Source organism: Haloferax gibbonsii (genome assembly GCF_001190965.1).
Taxonomy (GTDB): domain Archaea; phylum Halobacteriota; class Halobacteria; order Halobacteriales; family Haloferacaceae; genus Haloferax; species Haloferax gibbonsii.
This window is the reverse complement of the sequence record NZ_CP011947.1, coordinates 298,167-318,132: the sequence shown is the minus strand read 5'-3', so window position 1 is coordinate 318,132 and position 19,966 is coordinate 298,167. Positions and strand designations below refer to the sequence as shown.

Annotated in this window: 24 protein-coding genes and 1 tRNA gene; 10 read left to right on the top strand and 15 right to left on the bottom strand. The window is 64.1% G+C overall.

What is annotated here, in order from left to right; genetic code table 11:
* Window positions 1-349 precede the first annotated feature (349 nt).
* From ABY42_RS01700 to ABY42_RS01660, 9 genes are read left to right on the top strand one after another with little or no spacing between them, the layout of a single operon-like run.
* Entirely contained in the window at window positions 350-550 is a 201-nt protein-coding gene (locus ABY42_RS01700) for a hypothetical protein (protein WP_050458542.1), read from the top strand.
* Window positions 551-552: 2 nt separating this feature from the next.
* Window positions 553-1,062 carry a hypothetical protein gene (locus ABY42_RS01695; protein ID WP_050458541.1) on the top strand — a complete coding sequence of 170 codons (510 nt, stop codon included), beginning with the start codon at window positions 553-555 and terminating at the stop codon, window positions 1,060-1,062.
* An 18-nt stretch (window positions 1,063-1,080) separates the two neighbouring features.
* Window positions 1,081-1,506, top strand: a complete 426-nt coding sequence (locus ABY42_RS01690) for a hypothetical protein (RefSeq protein WP_050458540.1) — start codon at window positions 1,081-1,083, stop codon at window positions 1,504-1,506.
* Window positions 1,506-1,850 carry a hypothetical protein gene (locus tag ABY42_RS01685; protein ID WP_050458539.1) on the top strand — a complete coding sequence of 115 codons (345 nt, stop codon included), beginning with the start codon at window positions 1,506-1,508 and terminating at the stop codon, window positions 1,848-1,850. Before ABY42_RS01690 ends, ABY42_RS01685 begins: the two co-directional genes overlap by 1 nt.
* A complete protein-coding gene (locus tag ABY42_RS01680; protein ID WP_050458538.1) occupies window positions 1,847-2,155 on the top strand; it encodes a hypothetical protein in 309 nt (102 codons plus the stop codon). The genes ABY42_RS01685 and ABY42_RS01680 overlap by 4 nt, the downstream gene beginning before the upstream one ends.
* Complete coding sequence (locus ABY42_RS01675) at window positions 2,155-2,373, top strand: hypothetical protein (RefSeq protein ID WP_050458536.1); 219 nt, start codon at window positions 2,155-2,157, stop codon at window positions 2,371-2,373. The genes ABY42_RS01680 and ABY42_RS01675 overlap by 1 nt, the downstream gene beginning before the upstream one ends.
* A 3-nt stretch (window positions 2,374-2,376) precedes the next feature.
* Window positions 2,377-2,940 (top strand): hypothetical protein, encoded by a 564-nt coding sequence (locus tag ABY42_RS01670; protein WP_050458535.1) that lies wholly within the window; start codon window positions 2,377-2,379, stop codon window positions 2,938-2,940.
* Entirely contained in the window at window positions 2,937-3,377 is a 441-nt protein-coding gene (locus ABY42_RS01665) for a hypothetical protein (protein ID WP_050458534.1), read from the top strand. The genes ABY42_RS01670 and ABY42_RS01665 overlap by 4 nt, the downstream gene beginning before the upstream one ends.
* Entirely contained in the window at window positions 3,370-3,561 is a 192-nt protein-coding gene (locus ABY42_RS01660; protein ID WP_050458533.1) for a hypothetical protein, read from the top strand. Before ABY42_RS01665 ends, ABY42_RS01660 begins: the two co-directional genes overlap by 8 nt.
* A gap of 134 nt (window positions 3,562-3,695) precedes the next feature.
* Here ABY42_RS01660 and ABY42_RS18930 read toward each other — a convergent pair whose 3' ends face one another.
* The 9 genes from ABY42_RS18930 to ABY42_RS01620 form a co-directional block, all read right to left on the bottom strand.
* The gene (locus ABY42_RS18930) at window positions 3,696-4,508 is read right to left on the bottom strand and encodes a toll/interleukin-1 receptor domain-containing protein (protein ID WP_082220633.1); all 813 of its coding nucleotides are present in this window, start codon (window positions 4,506-4,508) and stop codon (window positions 3,696-3,698) included.
* A gap of 294 nt (window positions 4,509-4,802) precedes the next feature.
* The gene (locus ABY42_RS01655; protein WP_050458532.1) at window positions 4,803-5,468 is read right to left on the bottom strand and encodes a hypothetical protein; all 666 of its coding nucleotides are present in this window, start codon (window positions 5,466-5,468) and stop codon (window positions 4,803-4,805) included.
* Window positions 5,465-5,647 carry a hypothetical protein gene (locus ABY42_RS01650; RefSeq protein WP_050458531.1) on the bottom strand — a complete coding sequence of 61 codons (183 nt, stop codon included), beginning with the start codon at window positions 5,645-5,647 and terminating at the stop codon, window positions 5,465-5,467. The genes ABY42_RS01655 and ABY42_RS01650 overlap by 4 nt, the downstream gene beginning before the upstream one ends.
* Window positions 5,648-5,955: 308 nt before the next feature.
* Window positions 5,956-6,027 (bottom strand) — tRNA-Ala (locus ABY42_RS01645).
* Between the two features lie 252 nt (window positions 6,028-6,279).
* Window positions 6,280-6,588: a 30S ribosomal protein S10 gene (gene rpsJ / locus ABY42_RS01640; protein WP_004044563.1), complete on the bottom strand. Its 309-nt coding sequence runs from the start codon at window positions 6,586-6,588 to the stop codon at window positions 6,280-6,282.
* A gap of 2 nt (window positions 6,589-6,590) precedes the next feature.
* Complete coding sequence (gene tuf / locus ABY42_RS01635; RefSeq protein WP_004969067.1) at window positions 6,591-7,856, bottom strand: translation elongation factor EF-1 subunit alpha; 1,266 nt, start codon at window positions 7,854-7,856, stop codon at window positions 6,591-6,593.
* Between the two features lie 190 nt (window positions 7,857-8,046).
* On the bottom strand, window positions 8,047-9,000 hold the full coding sequence (locus tag ABY42_RS01630; RefSeq protein ID WP_050458530.1) for a homoserine dehydrogenase: 954 nt from the start codon (window positions 8,998-9,000) through the stop codon (window positions 8,047-8,049).
* Complete coding sequence (locus ABY42_RS01625) at window positions 8,997-9,566, bottom strand: amino acid-binding protein (RefSeq protein ID WP_050458529.1); 570 nt, start codon at window positions 9,564-9,566, stop codon at window positions 8,997-8,999. The genes ABY42_RS01630 and ABY42_RS01625 overlap by 4 nt, the downstream gene beginning before the upstream one ends.
* 340 nt (window positions 9,567-9,906) lie before the next feature.
* Complete coding sequence (locus ABY42_RS01620) at window positions 9,907-12,090, bottom strand: elongation factor EF-2 (RefSeq protein ID WP_004973569.1); 2,184 nt, start codon at window positions 12,088-12,090, stop codon at window positions 9,907-9,909.
* A 190-nt stretch (window positions 12,091-12,280) separates the two neighbouring features.
* On the opposite strand from ABY42_RS01620, the gene ABY42_RS01615 reads away from it, so the two are divergent.
* Window positions 12,281-13,036 carry a DUF5781 family protein gene (locus tag ABY42_RS01615; protein ID WP_004973570.1) on the top strand — a complete coding sequence of 252 codons (756 nt, stop codon included), beginning with the start codon at window positions 12,281-12,283 and terminating at the stop codon, window positions 13,034-13,036.
* Between the two features lie 105 nt (window positions 13,037-13,141).
* Here ABY42_RS01615 and ABY42_RS01610 read toward each other — a convergent pair whose 3' ends face one another.
* The 6 genes from ABY42_RS01610 to ABY42_RS01585 form a co-directional block, all read right to left on the bottom strand.
* A complete protein-coding gene (locus ABY42_RS01610; protein WP_050458528.1) occupies window positions 13,142-13,756 on the bottom strand; it encodes a 30S ribosomal protein S7 in 615 nt (204 codons plus the stop codon).
* A gap of 2 nt (window positions 13,757-13,758) precedes the next feature.
* The gene (locus ABY42_RS01605; RefSeq protein ID WP_004044570.1) at window positions 13,759-14,187 is read right to left on the bottom strand and encodes a 30S ribosomal protein S12; all 429 of its coding nucleotides are present in this window, start codon (window positions 14,185-14,187) and stop codon (window positions 13,759-13,761) included.
* 225 nt (window positions 14,188-14,412) lie between these two features.
* Window positions 14,413-15,306 carry a mechanosensitive ion channel family protein gene (locus ABY42_RS01600; RefSeq protein ID WP_004973574.1) on the bottom strand — a complete coding sequence of 298 codons (894 nt, stop codon included), beginning with the start codon at window positions 15,304-15,306 and terminating at the stop codon, window positions 14,413-14,415.
* 54 nt (window positions 15,307-15,360) lie between these two features.
* The gene (locus ABY42_RS01595) at window positions 15,361-15,780 is read right to left on the bottom strand and encodes a NusA-like transcription termination signal-binding factor (protein ID WP_004973575.1); all 420 of its coding nucleotides are present in this window, start codon (window positions 15,778-15,780) and stop codon (window positions 15,361-15,363) included.
* Window positions 15,781-15,782: 2 nt separating this feature from the next.
* Entirely contained in the window at window positions 15,783-17,042 is a 1,260-nt protein-coding gene (gene rpoA2, locus ABY42_RS01590; RefSeq protein ID WP_050458527.1) for a DNA-directed RNA polymerase subunit A'', read from the bottom strand.
* Window positions 17,035-19,959, bottom strand: a complete 2,925-nt coding sequence (locus ABY42_RS01585; RefSeq protein ID WP_004973579.1) for a DNA-directed RNA polymerase subunit A' — start codon at window positions 19,957-19,959, stop codon at window positions 17,035-17,037. Before ABY42_RS01585 ends, rpoA2 begins: the two co-directional genes overlap by 8 nt.
* Window positions 19,960-19,966: the final 7 nt, after the last annotated feature.

Genomic DNA, 19,966 nt, shown 5'->3' with positions numbered 1-19,966 from the left:
TTCGTAGGTTCCACCGCTCATGCGACTGCCCCCGCGACGAAATTGAGCGCCGAGGCGATACTCGCGCCCGCCGAACCAGACAAGTGTACGATACCGCTGAGTACGCCACACTCGCCCGCGACGCCGAGGAGAAAGGCGTTCTTGACGAACGGGCGGGAGCTCTCAGAAGCCCGGAGATGGGCAACGAGAGCACCCAAAACGAGTGTCGGATAGCCAAGCACAGGCATGAGACGTTCTTATCGACGTGACTATATGAAACATCAACGAGCCTCGACACTCAATTATTGAGCGTTGAGTGCTGTACACTCCACTTTCGGCTTTTGAACACCCGGCCATCGACTCGAATGCAATGCCAAAGGTTGGAGTTCCGTTCCTCGACACCGAAGTCGACACGGACGAACCCGGAGAATCGGCACAGAACCTCGGTCTCGCCACTATCGGCGTGATGATCTTCCTCGCCATCATGGGCGCGGCGACGTGGGCGTACAACAAGCTGAAGGAAACGACTGGCGTCGACCAGGGGACCGGTATCCCGGTGGCAGGTGAGTAAGCATGTCGACGCCACTCACCTACAACACCGAACTCGCGGAGGCTGGTAACTCGAAGCCGGTCAAGGGCGCGATGCTCAAGCAGACGACGCTCCGCGCGGGCAACGAGATCGTCGTCTACGAGGAGTCGTGTCCCGCCGACAAGTACCTGTTCTGGGGCTTCGGCTACCGGAACAAGCAAGCGGGGAACGCCTCGCACATCTACGCCCAGCTGAAGGCCAGCGGTAACGGAAGCGCCGACGCTGGGGACGCCATCAAGGGTGACCTCATCGCGGTCGTCACCGACTCGGAGGGTCGCGACGTACTCCACCGCTACAACATCGGCGACCTCGAAACCCTCGCCGACGCCGCGGCGGACCCACGTACTGAGCGACCCATCATGCCGGCCCTCGCGCCCATCGCACGGGAAGACCAGCGGATTCAGCTTCGTATCGTCGCGGACGAGGAGTCCGACGGTGCCGAGATCGACCCGAGCGCGTCGAGCGCCCGTATCTACCACGGGAAGCTCAACTAACCCGGAGGTCCCTCTTTCATGTCTACCAACTCAGAGCGCAAGAGTAGCCTTCGCTTCGCCGGGAACGTCGGTCCTGACGACGTGGAGACCGAGACGTACGCCCTGCAGAAAGACGCGACAGTCGAGGAAGTCGCCGTTCGAATCTACCAGGGGCCGCGCCTCGATCTCCAGATCGTCCCGTTCGTCGAACGGGGTGAGCCAGGATACAGAGAGCGTATCCCGCTGGTCGAACTCCGCGGGAAGGAGTACGTCGACGGCGACGACGACTACTGGATCTTCCCGACCAGCGAATCGGTTCACGAGGGCGAACTCCTCGGGGTTGAGGTCCGCAACATCGACGGATCGAACACCTACGACTACGCCGTCGACATGGTCGTCGATAGAGCCGGAGGTGTGGCCCGCCCGGTCGACTCCTTTCTCGGCCAGCTACGGAGGCTGTTCTGATGGGTGTTGACCAGTTCAGCCAAGAGGTCCGCGGCTCCGGTGGTACCCTCGCCACCAGCACGCAAGGGACCGTCGAGACGGACAACTACGCCCACGGCGACGGCTTCGACTTCGACGGCACCGAGTACCCCTACATGCTGAATCCCGCCGAGACGATTCAAGAACTCGTCCTGACGAAGTCCGGGAACATCGATATGGAGGTCACAACCACCGGGGGTGACACATTCACGATCCCCCTCGCCGGGAACGTCGGCTCGTTCGACAAGTGGGAGATCGACACCGTGACCTTCCGTGACCCGGACGCGACCGCGTCGACGCTCGCTGGAGGGTGGGCTGGCGAATGACCGGCATCGCACCCTCTGCGACCGGCGGTCAGATCGGCGACCCGGTGAACGTCTCGCTCGCCGCGAGTGAGAACATCAGTCCACCGAGTGGCGAGGTCTGGCGACTCACCATGCTCGGGTTCGATGAGTCGAGTTCCGCGACTGCGACGCTGGATCTGAACGGAGCACCGGTCATCAAGCGAAGCAACTCGGGAAGCAACGAGGCAGACGCAACGCTCGTCGAAATCTATCTCACGGACAGCGATACGCTCGCGGCCAACGACGCGGTGAGCTCTGTGACGCTGTCCGGCCACACAGTAATCTAATGTACACGAGAACGCACGACACGGGCGCAGTCATCGAATGGACGCCCAACGACACGGAACTGGCAAAGCAAGCACTATCGGAGACGGACGGAACCGGAGTCACCTCCAAGTCGGAGGTCTCGGCGAACGCACCGCTGGAACTCGGGAAGGAAGTCGCTCGCGCCGTCACAGAACGCTACCGTCAGCTGCTGGCGGAAAAGACGAGCGGGGGTACGTGACCGATGGTGTACGTCGCACCAGACGACTCGCCGAGCGCCGGGGAGACGTACGATCCGCGTGAGGACCTCACCGCGGGCGAACGCCTCGCCAACCAACTCGGCGGTGGTGGCGGTGATGATGACGACGATGACGACGACCGACAAACCTACTCGGACATCGTCGACGACGAGGACCTCAACAACTCCGAGTCGGGCATGCCGGGCGCGGGGACGCCGACCAACGACATCGTCAGTCCTGACCCGAACGAAAACAGCGACGGCGACGAAGTGACGATCAACCCGGACGGTTCCGCCTCGGTCGACACCGACCGGACGAGTCGGACCATCGACGAAATCCGAGAGAACGTTTCGGATCTCGTCGGCGGAAGCGAATCAGGGTCCGCCGTCGACGAACTCGGGAACGTCGAGGAAGCCATCCGCGACTTCCGTGAGGACCTCGCCGGGATGGGCGAGGTTCAGTCCGGTGCGCAGGGTGGTTTCAACCTCGGAACCCTTGGGGTTACGGCCCTCATCATCGGACTCTTCGCGGCACTCGCGGCCGCCATTGGTGGTGGTGAGTCGCGGTGAGCCTCCTCGGCTCCGTCGCGGGCGGCCTCGATCACCTGGCCGGCTCCGTCGACGAATCCATCGGTCGGCAGTTCGACGATGAACCCGGCGGCGGATTCGCCGACGTCGGGCGTACTGGCGAGACGAACGACTCCGAGACGGACACCTACAACAACAGGTATCTCCGCGGAGACTCCGCTCGGTCGCTCTACGACACGGTGATGGAGTACGACGGCACGCTGAACGGACAGGAGGATACCGTCGACCTCCTCGGTCCCGGCCTGTGGGGTTCGGAAGGAAGCGCCGTCGACGTGGTTGTCGAACGCGATGGAGAAGAACACGGCACCGCGGAAACGAAGACGAAGCTCCTGTTCGTCTTCCTCGCAGCGCTCGTCGTTCTGTACCTGGTCGCGCCGCTCCTCGAACTGATCCTCGCGGTCGGTGGTGGCGATGAGTGAGCTCACCGACTTGCTCTTGCAGACGACTGACCCAGTTGTCGCGTTGCTCCTGGTCGTTCTCGGCCTGTACGTTCGCGAGGTAAAAGCGTCGCTACACGAGGATATCCGTGGCGTTCGCTCGCGAATCGGTCGTCTAGAGAACGTCTACATCCCTGACGGCGGTGAGGTTCTCGACGATGATTGAGGCATTGACGCAGACGGTCAACTTGCCGTTGTGGCTAGTACTGACGCTGGCGGGATATCATCGGGTGTTCGCCTTATCTCGTCAGAAGAGGCAAGACAGATAGATTGAGAAAACGCCCTATACGAACCACACACCTATCTCACGAACCCAGATGTGTAATCACTAGGGTCATCAGAGAGGTCGTCCAGTCGACTTTGAGGGATTCTCAGCGTGAACTCAGTCTTTTTCGAAGACTTCTGTGAAATGTCCGAGACATGGCCCTCCAGAGGTTCATCTTTCACTACTCTGCTTGTACCGACAAAGTTTGAGCCAGTATAAGACAGACCGCTCTCATCTACGGTCATTTTCACCGCACGGACACCTCTGTCGTGTGGCGTCCCTTCTGTCCTCCATTCGTTGATCGTGACTTTGGAACCTTTTGAGATATCTGCGAGGTCTTCTAGACTTACTTGGATATCTACTCTACTCCCGCTATCGATATCACCTATATCGGGTTCATCGTTAGCATCTGAAGACTGGATTGCAGTATAGAGCTTTGCAGCGATGTCGTCGATGTTGTCATCAGTTACTTTCTCACCGATAATATTGGCCAGACTGGGACTCTTCTCTCTAACCTCACTAAACTCAAGTTCGTGTAGTAGAGGGAGAATCACATCATGCTCCGACGAATTATGCCTTTGAACTATGCCGTCTAGTTCCCATTGAGACATTCCTTCAAAGTACGTCGGTGAGATCAGTATCACCGCATGGTCTGACGAAGTTAGCGCCTTATCAATTGAGTCTCTGATATTGGACCCAATAGTTAATTCAACACCATCATACCAGACATCCAAACCGTAGGCAGTCAATTCTTCATAGAGTAGTTCGGCAACCTGTTTAGAATCTGAATGAGAGTAAGATATCATCACGTCGTGATTCGAATCGTCCTCGGTACTGGAATTGCTCATACAATGACGTGATCCCCCAGAGTCTAAAACCTGACCAGGGTGAGGGGGTAAACCTAATGTATGTACATCACGTCTGAACCGGGCCAGTATAATTTGGATTCAAACATAGACTCACCAAGAGACTTGTTGGCGGCCTCGAAGCCACCAAGCCCCCAGAAAACCCGCACCGTCGACGCTCCGACGACGCTCCGACCGACGTACCTACGACTAATGAATAGTTGCTTACGAGAGGCTGTACTGCTGTATTCTTACTTATTGAGTTGGTGGTGGCCGGTCCGAGGCGTGTTTCATCGGCTATCGACCCCCGGCAGTCTCGGAGTCACCAACAAGTCGCTTGGCGAGGTCACTCCGACCCACAGAGCGTTCGACCGTCCGAACCAGCGACCCGGTGAGTAGTTCGGGGTTCACCGTGAGTCGCTTCTCCTCGCCCGACTCGTCGACGTGGAACGCCTCAAAAGACGAGACGAGGTCAGTCCAAGCGTCGTCGACGGACTGCCAGCGGAGGTCGTGCTGCGGCCGAGCCATCGCCTGAACCTCAGAGTTCGACACCGACCCGATCTGGTCCGCGCGCTTCCCGCCCGCGTTTCGTGGACCCGCGTTCTTCCCCTTCGCAGTCTGGACGATAACCTCGTCACGAGAGATGCGCATGGCGACCTCTTTCTTCGACGGACCACCGTCCGGGCGTCGACCGTCGTCGATCTGTTCGGCCATCGCCAGCGCGTCCTCGGCAAGCTGTTCTGCACGCTTCCGAGCTTCCCGCTCCTGTTCGAGTTCGTGTTCGAGGCGGTCGAGCCGGTCGACGATGCGGTTGGCCGCGTCGATGGGACCGAGGTCCGTGTCCATCCGTTCTTCGTCGTCCGGGACGGCGAGTGTGTTGAGCAACTTCCGGAACGCGACGACTTCGAGGTGACTGAGATCCGGTCCTGCACCCTTCGATCCCGAGGGTTCGTCCGCGCTCATGCCGATCCTCCGACTTCGGATGCCTTCGAAAACTCCAGTTCCCCGTCAGCGACGGTCGTCGTCTCGTGACCCGTCTCGTCTTCGTGCGCGCCAGAGACGAGGTCCGCGGCGAGCCAGTCGCCCGCGCGAACGTGCCAGCCGCATCGGAGACACTTGGCGTGGAGCTTCTCGCCGCTCATGGCTCATCGACCTCCTCGACGTAGGCGCGGTGGCCGGACCGATCTGCGTGAAACGCAGCGAGGTTCTGAGCAGTCTGTTCGGACTCAACCGGCTCCGGCATCTCGGCGTCGCAGTCGCGACACGTTGGGAGGAAATTCATGCCGCAATTCCCTCCCAAAAATCGCCCGACATGGTCGGGGCGGATGCCGAGTAATCAGTAACTCTCGACGCGGCGGACGTTTTGTGCGGCCGCTGGCCGATGAACGTTACAGCGTGAGACCGCAAGAGAAGCGTCTTGCGGGCCTTAGAAACGTTGTGAAAACGTGGATGGACTCGCGGGGATTTGAACCCCGGGCCTCTTCCTTGCGAAGGAAGCGATCTGCCACTGATCTACGAGCCCTCATTCCCACGGAGTCGTGGGATACACTTATACCCTATGTTTTGTCCGCGGTCGGGCATGCGATAGCATCCCGTTCCGTCGGGTGATTCTACGGGCGTCTGCTCGCGTGTCGAACGGAAGTGAGATGACACGCGCCTTAGCGCTGAAAGTCAGCTCGGAGGCAGAGTCCTCCGGACGCGCGCCTCGACAACCGCGAGTGTGACGGGCGGGCCGTCACGAACGGGCGATCCGGGAGTCCGGACAGCGCCGTCGTTAGTCTTCGAGGACGATCTCGATGCTGACGTCGTTCGGAACCTGAACGCGCATCAGCTGGCGCAGAGCGCGTTCGTCAGCGTCGAGGTCGATGAGACGCTTGTGGACGCGCATCTCCCAGTGCTCCCACGTCGCCGTCCCCTCGCCGTCAGGCGATTTGCGGGCGGGGACTTCGAGCGTCTTCGTGGGCAGCGGGATCGGCCCGCTGAGGTTGACGCCCGTCTTGTTCGCGATCTCGCGGACGTCGTCGCAGATATCGTCGAGGTCTTCCGGACTCGTGCCGGCGAGCCGAACGCGTGCCTGTTGCATCGTTATCGCTCGTTGACTTCGAGCACTTTGCCGGCCGCGATGGTCTGACCCATGTCACGGACAGCGAAGCTGCCGAGCTCCGGAATCTCGGAGGACGGCTCGATGCTGAGCGGCTTCTGCGGACGGACGGTCACGATGGCGGCGTCGCCGGACTTGATGAAGTCCGGGTTCTCCTCAGCAACCTCGCCCGACGCGGGGTCGAGCTTCTGGTCGATCGACTCGATGGTACACGCGACCTGCGCCGTGTGGGCGTGGAAGACCGGCGTGTAGCCAGCGGTGATGACCGAGGGGTGCTGCATGACGACGACCTGCGCCTTGAACGTCTCGGCGACCTTCGGCGGGTCGTCAGCCGGGCCACAGACGTCGCCGCGGCGGATGTCGTCCTTGCCGACGCCACGAACGTTGAAACCAACGTTGTCGCCAGGTCCGGCCTGATCGACTTCCTCGTGGTGCATCTCGACGGTCTTGACCTCGCCGCCGACGTCAGAGGGCTGGAAGCTCACGTTGTCGCCGGGGTTGAGGGTACCCGTCTCGATACGGCCGACCGGGACCGTACCGATGCCGGAGATGGTGTAGACGTCCTGGATGGGCAGGCGCAGCGGCGCGTCCGTCGGCGGCTGCGGTGCCGGCAGGTTGTTGAGCGCTTCGAGCAGGATGTCGCCGTCGTACCACGGCGTGTTGTCGGAGCGCTCGGCGATGTTGTCGCCTTCGAAGGCCGAAATCGGGACGTAGGTCGCGTCGTCGGAGTTGAAGCGGACCTGCTTGAGGAGCTTGTTGACCTGCTCCTTGACGTCCTTGTACTTGTCTTCGCTGTAGTCGACGACGTCCATCTTGTTGACCGCGATGATGAGTTCGCCGATGCCCAGGGTGCGGGCGAGGAAGACGTGCTCGCGGGTCTGAGGCGCGACACCGTCGTCGGCGGCGACGACGAGGACCGCGTTGTCAGCCTGCGAGGCACCGGTGATCATGTTCTTGACGAAGTCGCGGTGGCCAGGACAGTCGACGATGGTGAAGTAGAACTCGTCCGTGTCGAACTCCTGGTGGGCGATGTCGATGGTGACACCGCGCTCGCGCTCTTCGGCGAGGTTGTCCATGACGTAGGCGAATTCGAATCCGCCCTTGCCCTTCTCCTCGGCTTCCTCTCGGTGCTGCTCGATGACGTGCTCCGGGACGGAGCCGGTCTCGAACAGGAGTCGGCCGACGAGCGTACTCTTACCGTGGTCGACGTGGCCGATGATGGCCAGATTCTGGTGGGGTTTGTCGCTCATTGGTGTGTTCACGCGCTAAGGCGCTCTGTGGGGAATGTTTTTGCTGAAACCCCTAAAACGATTTCGATACGCGCTACGGGCCGTCTAACCGCCGTACTGCGATTTGCGGAACCATACCATGGTCCCGGAAACGGCGTGTCCGGTGGATACCGACAGTCGAAAGAAACAGGGGTACGGGCCGCCTGTGCCGCTATTCGAGGCGTGAAACGTCGGACAGGACGGCGGTCGCCGTCTCCGGACCGCCCGCCCCGCGGCCGCTGATATTCAGTTGGCCCGCGTGTTTGGTCTCCAACTGGACGATGTTCTGCGTGCCCGTGACCGACAGCGCGGAGCCCTGTGGAATCAGCCGCGGAGCGACGCGGACCCCGTCGGCCGTCGCCTCGCCGATGAGGCGGACCGTCCGACCGTCCTCGGCGGCGAGGTCGAGCGCCGTTCCCGGCACGTTGCGGATGCCCTCGACCTCGGCGTCGTCGAGCGCGTACTCGGTCTCGCCGTCGGAGAGGACGTTCGCGAGGATGACGAACTTCAGCGCGGCGTCGATGCCGTCGACGTCGAACGTCGGGTCCGCCTCGGCGACGCCGAGGTCCTGGGCCTCCGCGAGCACGTGCTCGTAGTCGAGTCCCTCGGCGGCCATCCGCGAGAGGATGAAGTTCGCCGTCCCGTTCAGCACGCCGCGGGCGGCGGTCACGTGGGGCGCGCCGAGGTCCGAGATGGTCGAGAGGACGGGAATCGCGCCGCCGACGGCGGCCTCGAACTGGACGGTCCCCTCGCTTTCGGCTTCGAGCGCGCGCAGGTCGGCGTAGCGTTCCGCGACCGGACCCTTGTTCGCGAGCACGACGTGGCGGTCGTCCGCCAGCGCCCGCTCGACGTGCGAAAAGCCGGGCTCGGCGTCGCCGAGCGTCGTCGGCGTCGCCTCCACCAACACGTCGTAGTCGGCGTCGAACACCGCCTCGGGGGGCGCCTCGCCGACCACGCCGTCGCGTTCCTTTCGGTCGTGGACCGCGCTCGGGTCGAGTCCGGCGGGGTCGACCGCGGAGGAAGACGAGTCCGCGAACGCGACGACGTCGTGACCGTAGTCGCCCGCGAGATCGAGAACCGAGCCGCCGACCGCGCCCGCGCCGAGCACGGCGAGTCTGAGGCTCATTGGGACCCCTCCGCGAGCGGTTCGACGACGTGCAGTCCCTTCTCGGCGGCGAGGTCGCGAACGACCGACAGCGTCTCGTCGACGCGGCCGGAGCGGACCGCGAGTCGGAGTCGGGCGCTCGACGCCTCGTCGGTCCCCTCGCGGGCGGACAGCGACAGGTCCTGCAGGGTCGCGTCCGCCGAGGACTCGATGCGGTGGAGCGTGTCCGAGAGGTCGGAATCGACGATGTCGCCGACGAGGATGACCATTACCTCCTCACCGAAGTGCTCCGCGCCGGCGCGGATGACGTTGACGCCGGCCTCGCGGAGCGCCTCGACGATTCGCTCGAAGCGGTCGGGCGGGCATTCGAGGTCGACCTCCACGGGGATGTGCCCCCGGGGAGTCAGGCTCCCGCGTTCGTGGAAGATGGAAAGCAGGTTACCGCCGTTGTCGGAGATGGGCTTGAGCGCGGCTAAAAGCTGTCCGGGCTCGTCGACGAGTTCGAGCCGAATCGTGTGCGGTTTCGGCATCTCGCCGCTCCCGTCGGTCTCGCCGTCGCTCCCGCCGTCGAGGTCCTGTGCGCTCATCGCCCCACCCCCGTGGGCCGTCCCGACGCTGTTGTCCGCGACGCGCGGTTCGGTCGTGGTTTCGCGTCGTCGCGCCAGGAGTCGAGAGACGTACCCTTACGCATACGTATCCGTGATTCGGCCACGTGGTATAAGCCTTCGCAGCCGACACGGTTTGCCGACGTCGACAGCGTGCTGGCATGTGTCACGGAGAGGTCGACCGCGACAGAGCGCTCGAAGACGGTCTCGGCCACCGGGAGACGACGCGGGAAGGCCGTCGGGCGCGGCACGGTGGCGGGCCGACGGACCGGGGCCATCGCTGCCCGGGTGAAAAAACGAAAGAAGGCGCGAAGGTTCGCGCTTAGATGTAGTCGATAGCCTGCGAGAGCTCGAGCTTCATGCCCTTGCGCTCGCGGATCTCCATGATCTTCTCGCGCTGGAGGTTGTCCGAGAGCACGCGGAAGCCGGCGTTCTCCGTGTTCCAGGAGGCGCGACCTTCCGTGGCCGAACGGATGTCCGACGAGAAGCCGATCATCTCTTCGACGGGCGCGATGCCCTCGATGACCATGAGGTCACCTTCCTGGTACATGTCGTCGACGCGGCCGCGGCGACCCTGAATCTCGCCGGAGGCCGAGCCCATGTATTCGGAGGCGACGTCGATGCGGACGTTCTGGATGGGTTCGAGGAGCTTCACCTGACCCGCGATGAGCGAGCGGTGGACCGCGTCACGCGTCGCAGGGATGACCTGGGCGGGACCGCGGTGGATGGTGTCCTCGTGGAGTCGCGCGTCGTGGAGGCGCAGGAGCGTCCCCTGAACGGGCTCCGCGGCGAGCGGACCGTCGTCGAGCGCCTCTTCGAGACCCTCGATGACGAGTTCCATCGTCTCGTTGAGGTGCTGGATACCCTTCGTGTCGTCGATGAGGATGTTCGTCCCGTGGATGTGTTCGACGTTCTGGGACGTGTCCTTGTCCATGCCGGCTTCCTGGAGGGCCTCGCGGCGCTCCAGTTCGGGCATGTCCATCGAGATTTCGCCGAGCTTGATGGAGTCGACGATGTCCTGCGAGAGGGGTTCCGCCGTGATGTAGAACTTGTTGTGGCGGTTCGGGGAGACGCCCTCGACCTCGTGGGACTTGCCCTGGACCTGCTCGCGGTAGACGACAATCGGCTCACCGGTGCGGACCGGGATGCCCTGGTTGTCGCGGATACGCTGGGTGATGACTTCGAGGTGGAGCTCGCCCTGACCGGAGATGAGGTGCTCGCCCGTGTCCTCGTTAATCTCGATGCGGATGGTCGGGTCTTCCTTCGCGACCTGCTGGAGCGTCTGGATGAGCTTCGGCAGGTCGTCCATGCGCTCTGCCTCGACGGACTTCGTGATGACGGGCTCGGAGATGTGCTCGATGGACTCGAACGGCGTCATCTCGACGGAGGAGACGGTGGAACCGGCGATGGCGTCACGGAGACCCGTGACGGCCGCGATGTTCCCCGCGGGGACGCCGCGGTCGAGTTCCTCGCGCTCGCCGCCCATGAAGACACCGACGGACTGGACGCGGTTCTTGCCCGCGGTCCCGGAGACGTAGAGCTCCTGCCCCTTGCGGATGGTGCCGGAGAACAGGCGACCCGTCGCGATTTCGCCCGCGTGGGGGTCCATCGAGATGTCGGTCGCCATGAAGACGACTTCGCCGTCGTCGTCGACTTCGCGCATCTGGCGCGCGAGGTCGGACTCGGAGTCACCGCGCCAGACCGTCGGGATACGACGGGGCTGGGCGTCGAGCGGGTTGGGGAAGTGCTCCGCAACCATGTCGAGGACGACGTCCGAAAGCGGCGTGCGCTCGTGGAGTTCCTGGCGGTCGCCACCGCGCTCGAGTTCCATGATGTCGCCGAAGGAGATACCAGTCTCCTCCATCGACGGCATGGAGACGCCCCACTTGTAGAGGGCGGACCCGAAGGCGACGGTTCCGTCTTCGACGGAGACCGTCCAGTCGTAGTCCTTCTCCTCGGTCATCCCGCGGATGAGTTCGTTGACGTCGGAGATGACGTCGACGAGACGCTTCTGCATCTCCTCGGGACCTTCCTGCAGCTCGTTGATGAGGCGGTCGACCTTGTTGATGAAAAGCGCCGGCTTGACGCCCTCGCGGAGCGCCTGACGCAGGACCGTCTCGGTCTGCGGCATGGCACCCTCGACGGCGTCGACGACGACGAGCGCACCGTCGACGGCGCGCATCGCGCGCGTCACGTCGCCACCGAAGTCGACGTGGCCCGGCGTGTCGATGAGGTTGATGAGGTGGTTCTTGTCTTCCCATTCGTGGGTCATCGAGACGTTTGCGGCGTCGATGGTGATGCCGCGTTCCTGTTCGTCTTCCTTCGTGTCCATCGCGAGCTGCTGGCCGGCAGTCTCGTCAGAGATCATGCCCGCACCCGCGAGGAGGTTGTCGGAGAGGGTCGTCTTACCGTGGTCGACGTGAGCGGCGATGGCGATGTTCCGGATCTGCTCCGGCTTGTCCATCAGTTTCTCACATTCCTGGACGATCTTCTTTCGTCGGCCCATTATACAGGGGTCTACCGGCAGGAGGGTCAAAAGAGTAGTGTTTTTGCCGAGCGGATTTCCCATTTTCAGCCGTCCTACCGCCGGGGTATGAGCATTTTTGTCACGATAGGCGAGACTGTCCGCCGGACGCGAATCTCGGTGCCGGGGTCGGCGTAAGAGTCATGTCGATTGATAACATTTCTCAAGTCGAATGGACCTCCGAGTCGTCGGGGGCGCACCGGCAGACCCGTTCTTGAGCGCCGCCGACCTGTTCGAAACCGAGTTCGAGCTTTCGTACCCCGTGTACGTGCGCGTTCGCGATGATCCCGACTCCCGCACGTGGGCCGGCCACTATCAGGACCGCCACGTCCTCAACATCTCCCGACAGGCCGCCACCAGCGCGATGGCCCGCGAGCTCGCGCTCCACGAACTCTCACACATGGCCCGAAACGAAGAGGGGCACGTCTCGCACTACCAGTCCACGCGCGAGGCGGTCTTTCTCGCGCTCGCGGGGCGCACCGTCGAGCGCCGAAAGCTCGCGCACTGCTATCAAATCGCCAACCACTGCAAGGACATCTACGCCGACGACCTGACGCTGTCTGTCGCGCCCGCGGACAAGCTCGTCCAGTTCCTCGAGTCGCAACTGGCGGCGGCGCTCGCCGACCGACCGCAGGCGTCCGGCCGCCCCGGCTCCCGACTCGTCACCGCGGGTTCGGACCCCGAAATCACGGCCGTGAACGCCGCGTTCGCCCTCGCGCTCGTGGAGCGACACGACCTCGTCGAGTCCGACCACCGGCTGTACGACCTCGCCCACGCCGCGGGCGACGACGCGCCGTCGGTGTCTCTCGAGACGTTCAAAGAGCACTTCCGAACGCTCGCCGACGACCCCTCGAAAAGCGAGTACCGCCGGACGCTCGTCGACGTGGTGAAACACTACGTGGTCAATCCGGGGATGGCCGCCGACTGAGCGACGCGCGCCGGCCGCGAGGCGTCAGGCGAACGCTGTGGTCCCACGGGCCGACCGTACAGCGTCGTCACTCGGCGCAGTGAAAAACGAAAGAGAGTGGAGAGATTACCGGGCCGCTTCGGCGACGCGCTCTTTCTCCTCTTTCTGGGAGATAGCGTACGTCTGGACGTCGTAGTCGGCCGCGCCGATGAGCTGCTGTGCGAGCGCCTCGGCGGCGGTGGTCGTCGTCTTGTAGGAGCCGCTGAGCGTACCCCGCGCGATGAACTTCAGCGCCTCGTCGACGCGGCGCTGCGGGGCGACGTCGACGGCCTGCGGGACCGAGATACCGCCGTACTTGAGGCGGACGGTCTCCTCGCGGGGACCGGCGTTCTCGACCGCGCGGATGAGCACCTGCACGGGGTTCTCCTCGGTGCGCTCGTTGACGATTTCGAACGCTTCCTTGACGATTTTGCTCGTCTTCTGCTTGTGTCCCGTGTTGTCCTCGGTCTGCATCAGGCGGTTGATGAGCCGCTCGACGATGCTGATTTCGGACTTCTGGAACTGCTTCGAGGCGTGACGACCCATCGTGTGGGCGATAGGCGTCGCCTTGATGTACCGGCTCATGCTGGGGTCGGTGTACTCCATCTCGGAGACGTCCCAGACGCCGAACAGAAGCGCGTTCTCCTTTGCTTCCTCGCTGCTCGCGGGGGACTCGGGCTCGGGTGCGTCGCTTTCCGACATGGTTAGCGCACCGGCTTTTCAGCGTTCCCGCGGACGAGTTCGATCATCGAGACGCCGTTGACCTTCTCGACCTTGTAGTTGACACCCGAAAGGTCACCCATCGCGCGACCCTTCGCGCCGCCGATACCGGCGATGGTGACTTCGTCGTGTTCGTCGATGAACGAAATCGCGCCGTCACCGGGACAGAAGGCGGTGACCTGCTTTCCGTTCTTGATGAGCTGAACACGGACGCATTTCCGAATCGCCGAGTTCGGCTGCTTCGCTTCGATACCGACCTTCTCGAGGACGATGCCGCGACCCTGCGGAGCACCCTCGAGCGGGTCGGACTTCTTGCCGAGACCGCGCTCACGGCGCGCGTACTCAGAGTCGGACCAGCGGCGCTTCTGCCGGTCCTGCTTGAGCTTGCGCGCGGCGTATTTGCCGTTCGCCATAGTGAACAACAGTTCCAGATGGAGCTACTTAAGCCTCCCTTTTCGAATCCGACGAGACGGCTTCAGGAGCGATTAGCGACCCCTAAGGAGGAATCTGAGGTCGTTTCTCCGATTCGAACGACGCCCCCTCCGCGGCGAAGAGGGACTAAACCGCCCGGAGATGGTGTCGTTTCGTCCACCCGTGCGAACGACACGCACGCGGGGTGACGCGCCTGTCTGACCGGGTCACTCGCCGCCGCGCTCCCCGACGAGGTCCACGTCGAGGCGGCCGCTGACCTCCCGGCCCGACGCCGGGCCCAGCGTCAGCCCCTCCTCGTCGAACCGCCGCTTGACTCGACGCCGGTACTGCGAGCGAACGTCGACGAGACTCACGTCCATCGGCGATTCGACCCAGAACTCCGCCTGCAGGCCGATCGAACTCCCGGCGAACTCGAGGATGCGCGCGGTCGGCTCCGGGTCGTCGAGCACGCGGTCGTCCTCCCGCGCCGTCTCGACGAGTTCGCGGAGCGCCAACTCCGTGTCGTCGGCGTACGCGACGTCGACGCGCTCGGTGATTCGGTACCGCTCTCGGCCGTACGGGCGGGTGAGCGCGTTCGTCGTGAGTTCCGTGTTCGGCACGGAGATAGTCTCATTATTCACCGTCCGCACGCGCGTGACCCGGAAGTCGACCGCCTCGACGACGCCCTCGCCGCCGGGCCACGATATCCAGTCGCCGACGTTGAAGTCCGGGTCGGCCACGAGAAAGAGGCCGCTGATGAGCGCGCCGATGACCTCCTGCCCGGCGACGCCGACGACGAGCGTCAGCGCCGCGACGATGAGCGCGGTGTCGGTCAGCACCGACGCGTAGCCCGCGCCGACGACGCCCGCGAGCGTTGCGAGCGCGATGACGAACGCGTGCGCGTAGGTCTCCGTCGCCGACTGCAGCGTCGGGTTGTTCCGGTTCCGGGCGCTGACGAGCCTCGTCACGCCCGGGACGACGAGGAGCCGACCGACGAGATAGACCACGACCGCCGCGGCGGCGAACCCCACGGTCGCGCTCGCGAGCTCCTCGTACTCGGCGAATCCCGTCGGGTCGAGTTGTCCGACCGCGACTCCGACAGACTGTCGTATCGGCGACATGCGTAGCTCGCCGTTCGGTGAGGACAAAAACGTGTGGTCGAGTCGACCGCCGCCCTACGTCAACTGGATGTCGTCGATGTCGTAGTGACGACGCGCCAGCTCGCGCGCGGTGTCGATGGTCTTTCCGCTCGCGCCGATGGCGACGCCGCGGTCGGCTTCGGCGACCTCGACGTACGCGACGGTGTCGTTCTGCCGCGAGAGAGTCACGTGTCGGACGGCCGCCGGCGCGAGCGCGCTCGCGACGAACGCCTCCGGCGTGTCGGCGTCCTCGACCAGTTCGACCGACCGACCGAGTTGTCGCTCGACCGACTGGACGGTCCGCCCGCCGGGGCCGATAGCCGTCGCCATGTCGCCCGCGGCGACGAGGAAGACGACGCGGTCCTCGAACACGAGGCAGTCGTGGGCGGTCGCCTCCGTCTCCTCCTCGAAGAGGGCGATGAAGCGCCGGGCCGTATCCGACAGCGTAACTTTCATCGTCAGTCGTCAGACGGTTCGGGTGCCGCGTTGGCGTCCGCGTCCTCGACGTCGAGCGAGCCCATGCGGAGGTCCACGTCGCCGGTGCCGATCGCAATCGGCTTGCCGACGATGACGTTCTCGATGACGCCGTCGAGGTCGTCTTCCTCGCCGTGGATGGCGGCGTCGAGCAGGTGGTTGACCGTGACCTCGAACGCGGCGCGGGCGAGGACGGAGTCCTTCGACCCGGAGATGCCGTGACGACCGATGGACTCGATGGTCCCGTCGTTCGTCATGATGTCCGCGACGAGCATCAGGTGGCGGATGTTCACGTCGTCGAGACCCTGCTCGCGGAGCGTGTTCATCGTCTCGTCGATGATGGCCTCGCGGGCGGCCTCGATGCCGAGCTGCTTGTGCACCTCGTGGATGTTGTTCGAGGTGGTCCGGGAGGCGTCGACGCCCTCGATGGCGAGCGCGTCGCCGAACGCCGAACCCTCGGTGTAGAGGACGAACTCCTCTTCGTCGGTGTCCTCGTTGTTCTCCTTGCGGATGACGACGCGGGAGACCTCCTCGATGCCCTTGAACACGATGTCGCGAAGCTCCTCGACGAGTTGGAGGAGTCGGCGGTAACTCGGGCTCTCGGGACCGAACTCGATGAGCGTCCCCTCGCGGCGGGTCTTGATACCGAGCGCGTCCTCGATGGTCTCCGCGATTTCGCTCGCGACGACGCCCTCGTCGTCGTAGGTCGGCCAGCGTTCGAGGAGCGTCTCGTCGTTGAGGTTGATCTGGACGACCATGTCGGCGACGTTCGTCGAGATGTCGCCGAGCGCCAGAATCTTCGTGGACTCGATGTTCCAGACGACCTGGTGGGCGAGTTCGCGGTTGTTCGCGTACTCGTCTTCGAGGTACACGGTCATCATCGGCGTGTCGGGGGTCTTCCGCGCGTCCACCAGTTCGATGAGGCGCGGCAGCCCCTGCGTGACGTCGATTTCGGCGACGCCCGCGTAGTGGAACGTGTTCATCGTCATCTGCGTCCCCGGCTCACCGATGGACTGCGCCGAGACCGTCCCGACGGGGTCGAGCGGGTCGACGCGGGTGTCGAGGTAGCGCGCCTCGACGGCCTGCGCGATTTCGCCGGCCTGTTCGAACGAGACGCCCTCGCGCTCTTCGATGGTCTGGTAGATGCGGTCCTTCAGGCGTCGAGACAGCTCTTTGGACTCGACGACGTCGACGATGGCGTCGTCGACGAACTCGTAGTCGTCGGTTGCGTCGTGTTCAGTCATCGGATTCGACCCCCGCACGGGCGTCGACACGCGGTTCGGCGTGCTCGGAGAGGTTGGTCGGCGGTTCGCGCTCGCCGAGGAAGCGTTCCTTCTCCTCGGCGGAGCTGAACTCCGAGGTGAGGATGCGGTCGGCGATGTTCTCGACGTCGATCGGCGTCTCGTCGTCGGACGAGACCTTCACCGGGCTCGTGCCGTCTTCGCCGAACTCGAACTGGACGATGGTCCCCGACGTGTCGCGGACGGAGCCGTCGTACTGCGCTTCGAGTTCGGAGAGGGCGTTGATGAGCCGACGCTGCAGGTACCCGGACTTCGAGGTCCGGACTGCCGTGTCGACCAGCCCTTCGCGGCCACCCATCGCGTGGAAGAAGAACTCACGCGGCGTGAGGCCGGCGCGGTAGGAGTTCTCGACGAAGCCGTGGGCCTCGGCCGAGAGGTCGCCTTTCTGGTAGTGGCTCAGGGTGCGACCCTCGTAGCCGCGGTTGATGCGCTCGCCCCGAACCGCCTGCTGGCCGACGCAGCCGGCCATCTGGGTCAGGTTGAGCATGGACGCACGCGCGCCGGACTTCGACATCACGACCGCGGGGTTGTCCTCCTCGAAGTGGTCCTCCGCGATTTCACCGGCGGAGTCACGCGCCTTGCCGAGGCGCTGCATGATCTTCATCTCCAGGGTCTCGTCGACGGAGCGACCCGGCAGGGACTCGAGTTCGCCCGCCTCGTAGATTTCGATGAGTTCCTGAATCTTGTCGTAGGCGGCGTCGATGGCCTCGTCGACCTGCGCCGTCGCCTCGTCCGGGATGGACTCGTCGTCGATACCGATGGAGAGCCCGAAGTGCATGATGGCGCGCATCGCGAGCGAGGCGATCTCGTTGATGAAGATGCGCGAGCGCGTCTTCGAGTAGTCCTTGGCGAGGGCGTCGACGATTTCGCCGCCGAACGCGCCGACGGCGTCCTCGTCGATGGTGCCCTGAGTGAGCTGGCCGTCCTCGATGGTGACCGTGTCGCCGACCTTCGAAGTGAACTCCATGTTCAGGTCGTCGGGCAGGAGTTCGGAGAAGATCTGCTGGCCGGTCCAGTAGGGCTGGCCGTCCTCGTTTTCGCCCGCGGGCTCGGGCAGGGTGTCCACGCGCGTCGCGCGGAGCAGGTCGAGCGCCTGCGTCTCGACGAACTCGGGGTTGTCGTGGGTGAGCAGGTAGGTGCCCGAGATGTGGTCCTGAATCGCGCCGATGATGTTCTCACCGAAGCGCGGCGAGAGAATCTGCTCTTGGACGCGCATGAGGACGCGCGCCTCGGCACGGGCCTCCTCGTTCTGGAGGGCGTGCATGTTCATCTCGTCGCCGTCGAAGTCGGCGTTGTACGGCGGACAGACGACGGTGTTCAGGCGGAACGTCTTGTACGGCATCACGACGACTTCGTGCGCCATGATGGACATCCGGTGCAGCGACGGCTGTCGGTTGAAGATGACGATGTCGCCGTCGACGAGGTGGCGGTTGACCTCCCAGCCGAGTTCGACCTTCTCCGCGAGTTCCTCGCAGTTCTTTTCGGTCACCTTCAGGCGGCGGCCGTCCGGACGGCGGACGTAGTTCGCGCCGGGGTGGCTCTCGGGTCCGTTACGGACGTACTGGCGAGCCTCGTCGATGTTGCGCTCGGTGACGTTCATCGTCTGGGTCATCTCGGACGCGACGCGGTCCGGGACGCCGACCTCGTTGAGCGACAGGGTCGGGTCCGGCGAGATGACGGTACGAGCCGAGAAGTTGACGCGCTTTCCGGACAGGGAACCGCGGAAGCGACCCTCCTTGCCCTTCAGGCGCTGGCTGAGCGTCTTCAGCGGGCGGCCGGAGCGGTGCCGCGCCGGCGGCGTGCCCGAAATCTCGTTGTCGATGAACGTGGTGACGTGGTACTGAAGCAGCTCCCACAGGTCCTCGATAATCAGCTGCGGGGCACCCGCCTCGCGGTTCTCCATGAACCGCTGGTTGATGCGGATGATGTCCACGAGCTTGTGGGTCAGGTCGTCCTCGGAGCGCTGGCCGTTGTCCAGCGTGATAGAGGGACGCGCCGTGACCGGCGGGACGGGGAGGACGGTCAGAATCATCCACTCGGGGCGCGACCGGTCGGGGTCGATGCCGAGCGTGATGAGGTCCTCGTCCGGGATGTCCTCGAACCAGTCGCGGATGTCCGAGGGCATCAGCTTGTTCATGTCCTCTTCCGTGAGGTCGAGGTCGAGCGCCTTCTCGAGCGCCTTGCGGTCGTCGCCGACCGGGCGGAACTCGCCGGCGAGCACCTGGTTGACGCGCTCGGCGTCGAGGCCGGTCTCGTTAGCGAGGGTGACGGGGTCGACGCCCTCGTCGTCCTCGTCGTCGGGGTCGGGCTGCATCGCTTCGGCGATGCGCTCGGAGTAGTCCCCGGCGAGCACGTTCTGGACCTCGTAGTAGGTCGTCGGCTTCTCGTGTTTGATGTCGTGCTGCGGCGAGCCGCAGTGGGGACAGCGGTGGGCCTTGCGGGCCTGCCGGACTGCCGACTTCATCACGTCGCTCCAGTCGTCGCCGAGTTCCTTCGTGCGACCGAGCTTGTCGCGGTACTCGTCTGCTTCCTCGTCCGTGAGCGAGAGGCGACCGCACTCGCGGCACGTCGAGCGGAGCAGGCGGCGGATGAGCTTCGTGAAGCCGACGTGGATGACGGGCGCGGCCAGTTCGATGTGGCCGAAGTGCCCGTTACACGACCCGGAGTGCTGGCCGCAGGTGCGGCACTGCAGGCCGGGGTCGATGACGCCCAGCCGCGGGTCCATGAGACCCATGTCGATTGGGTAGCCGTCGTCGTCGTAGGTGTCCGCGGTGATGACCTTCGTCGCGGACATGTCTCGGTACGTCTCCGGGTCCATCAACCCGAACTGGATGCTGCCGATTTCTTTGGGTGTCTGCATTGACATG

Excerpts from the sequence above, each read along its gene's own strand:
- ABY42_RS01690 (WP_050458540.1), top strand. The coding sequence starts at position 1,081 with ATGTCTACCAACTCAGAGCGCAAGAGTAGCCTTCGCTTCGCCGGGAAC.
- ABY42_RS01695 (WP_050458541.1), top strand. The coding sequence starts at position 553 with ATGTCGACGCCACTCACCTACAACACCGAACTCGCGGAGGCTGGTAAC.
- ABY42_RS01585 (WP_004973579.1), bottom strand. The coding sequence starts at position 19,959 with ATGCAGACACCCAAAGAAATCGGCAGCATCCAGTTCGGGTTGATGGAC.
- ABY42_RS01675 (WP_050458536.1), top strand. The coding sequence starts at position 2,155 with ATGTACACGAGAACGCACGACACGGGCGCAGTCATCGAATGGACGCCC.
- ABY42_RS01595 (WP_004973575.1), bottom strand. The coding sequence starts at position 15,780 with ATGAAAGTTACGCTGTCGGATACGGCCCGGCGCTTCATCGCCCTCTTC.
- ABY42_RS01600 (WP_004973574.1), bottom strand. The coding sequence starts at position 15,306 with ATGTCGCCGATACGACAGTCTGTCGGAGTCGCGGTCGGACAACTCGAC.
- ABY42_RS01660 (WP_050458533.1), top strand. The coding sequence starts at position 3,370 with ATGAGTGAGCTCACCGACTTGCTCTTGCAGACGACTGACCCAGTTGTC.
- ABY42_RS01685 (WP_050458539.1), top strand. The coding sequence starts at position 1,506 with ATGGGTGTTGACCAGTTCAGCCAAGAGGTCCGCGGCTCCGGTGGTACC.
- ABY42_RS01650 (WP_050458531.1), bottom strand. The coding sequence starts at position 5,647 with ATGAGCGGCGAGAAGCTCCACGCCAAGTGTCTCCGATGCGGCTGGCAC.
- ABY42_RS01615 (WP_004973570.1), top strand. The coding sequence starts at position 12,281 with ATGGACCTCCGAGTCGTCGGGGGCGCACCGGCAGACCCGTTCTTGAGC.
- ABY42_RS01680 (WP_050458538.1), top strand. The coding sequence starts at position 1,847 with ATGACCGGCATCGCACCCTCTGCGACCGGCGGTCAGATCGGCGACCCG.
- ABY42_RS01610 (WP_050458528.1), bottom strand. The coding sequence starts at position 13,756 with ATGTCGGAAAGCGACGCACCCGAGCCCGAGTCCCCCGCGAGCAGCGAG.
- ABY42_RS01700 (WP_050458542.1), top strand. The coding sequence starts at position 350 with ATGCCAAAGGTTGGAGTTCCGTTCCTCGACACCGAAGTCGACACGGAC.
- ABY42_RS18930 (WP_082220633.1), bottom strand. The coding sequence starts at position 4,508 with ATGAGCAATTCCAGTACCGAGGACGATTCGAATCACGACGTGATGATA.
- ABY42_RS01620 (WP_004973569.1), bottom strand. The coding sequence starts at position 12,090 with ATGGGCCGACGAAAGAAGATCGTCCAGGAATGTGAGAAACTGATGGAC.
- ABY42_RS01655 (WP_050458532.1), bottom strand. The coding sequence starts at position 5,468 with ATGAGCGCGGACGAACCCTCGGGATCGAAGGGTGCAGGACCGGATCTC.
- ABY42_RS01625 (WP_050458529.1), bottom strand. The coding sequence starts at position 9,566 with ATGAGCGCACAGGACCTCGACGGCGGGAGCGACGGCGAGACCGACGGG.
- ABY42_RS01605 (WP_004044570.1), bottom strand. The coding sequence starts at position 14,187 with ATGGCGAACGGCAAATACGCCGCGCGCAAGCTCAAGCAGGACCGGCAG.
- ABY42_RS01630 (WP_050458530.1), bottom strand. The coding sequence starts at position 9,000 with ATGAGCCTCAGACTCGCCGTGCTCGGCGCGGGCGCGGTCGGCGGCTCG.
- ABY42_RS01670 (WP_050458535.1), top strand. The coding sequence starts at position 2,377 with ATGGTGTACGTCGCACCAGACGACTCGCCGAGCGCCGGGGAGACGTAC.
- tuf (WP_004969067.1), bottom strand. The coding sequence starts at position 7,856 with ATGAGCGACAAACCCCACCAGAATCTGGCCATCATCGGCCACGTCGAC.
- rpoA2 (WP_050458527.1), bottom strand. The coding sequence starts at position 17,042 with ATGACTGAACACGACGCAACCGACGACTACGAGTTCGTCGACGACGCC.
- rpsJ (WP_004044563.1), bottom strand. The coding sequence starts at position 6,588 with ATGCAACAGGCACGCGTTCGGCTCGCCGGCACGAGTCCGGAAGACCTC.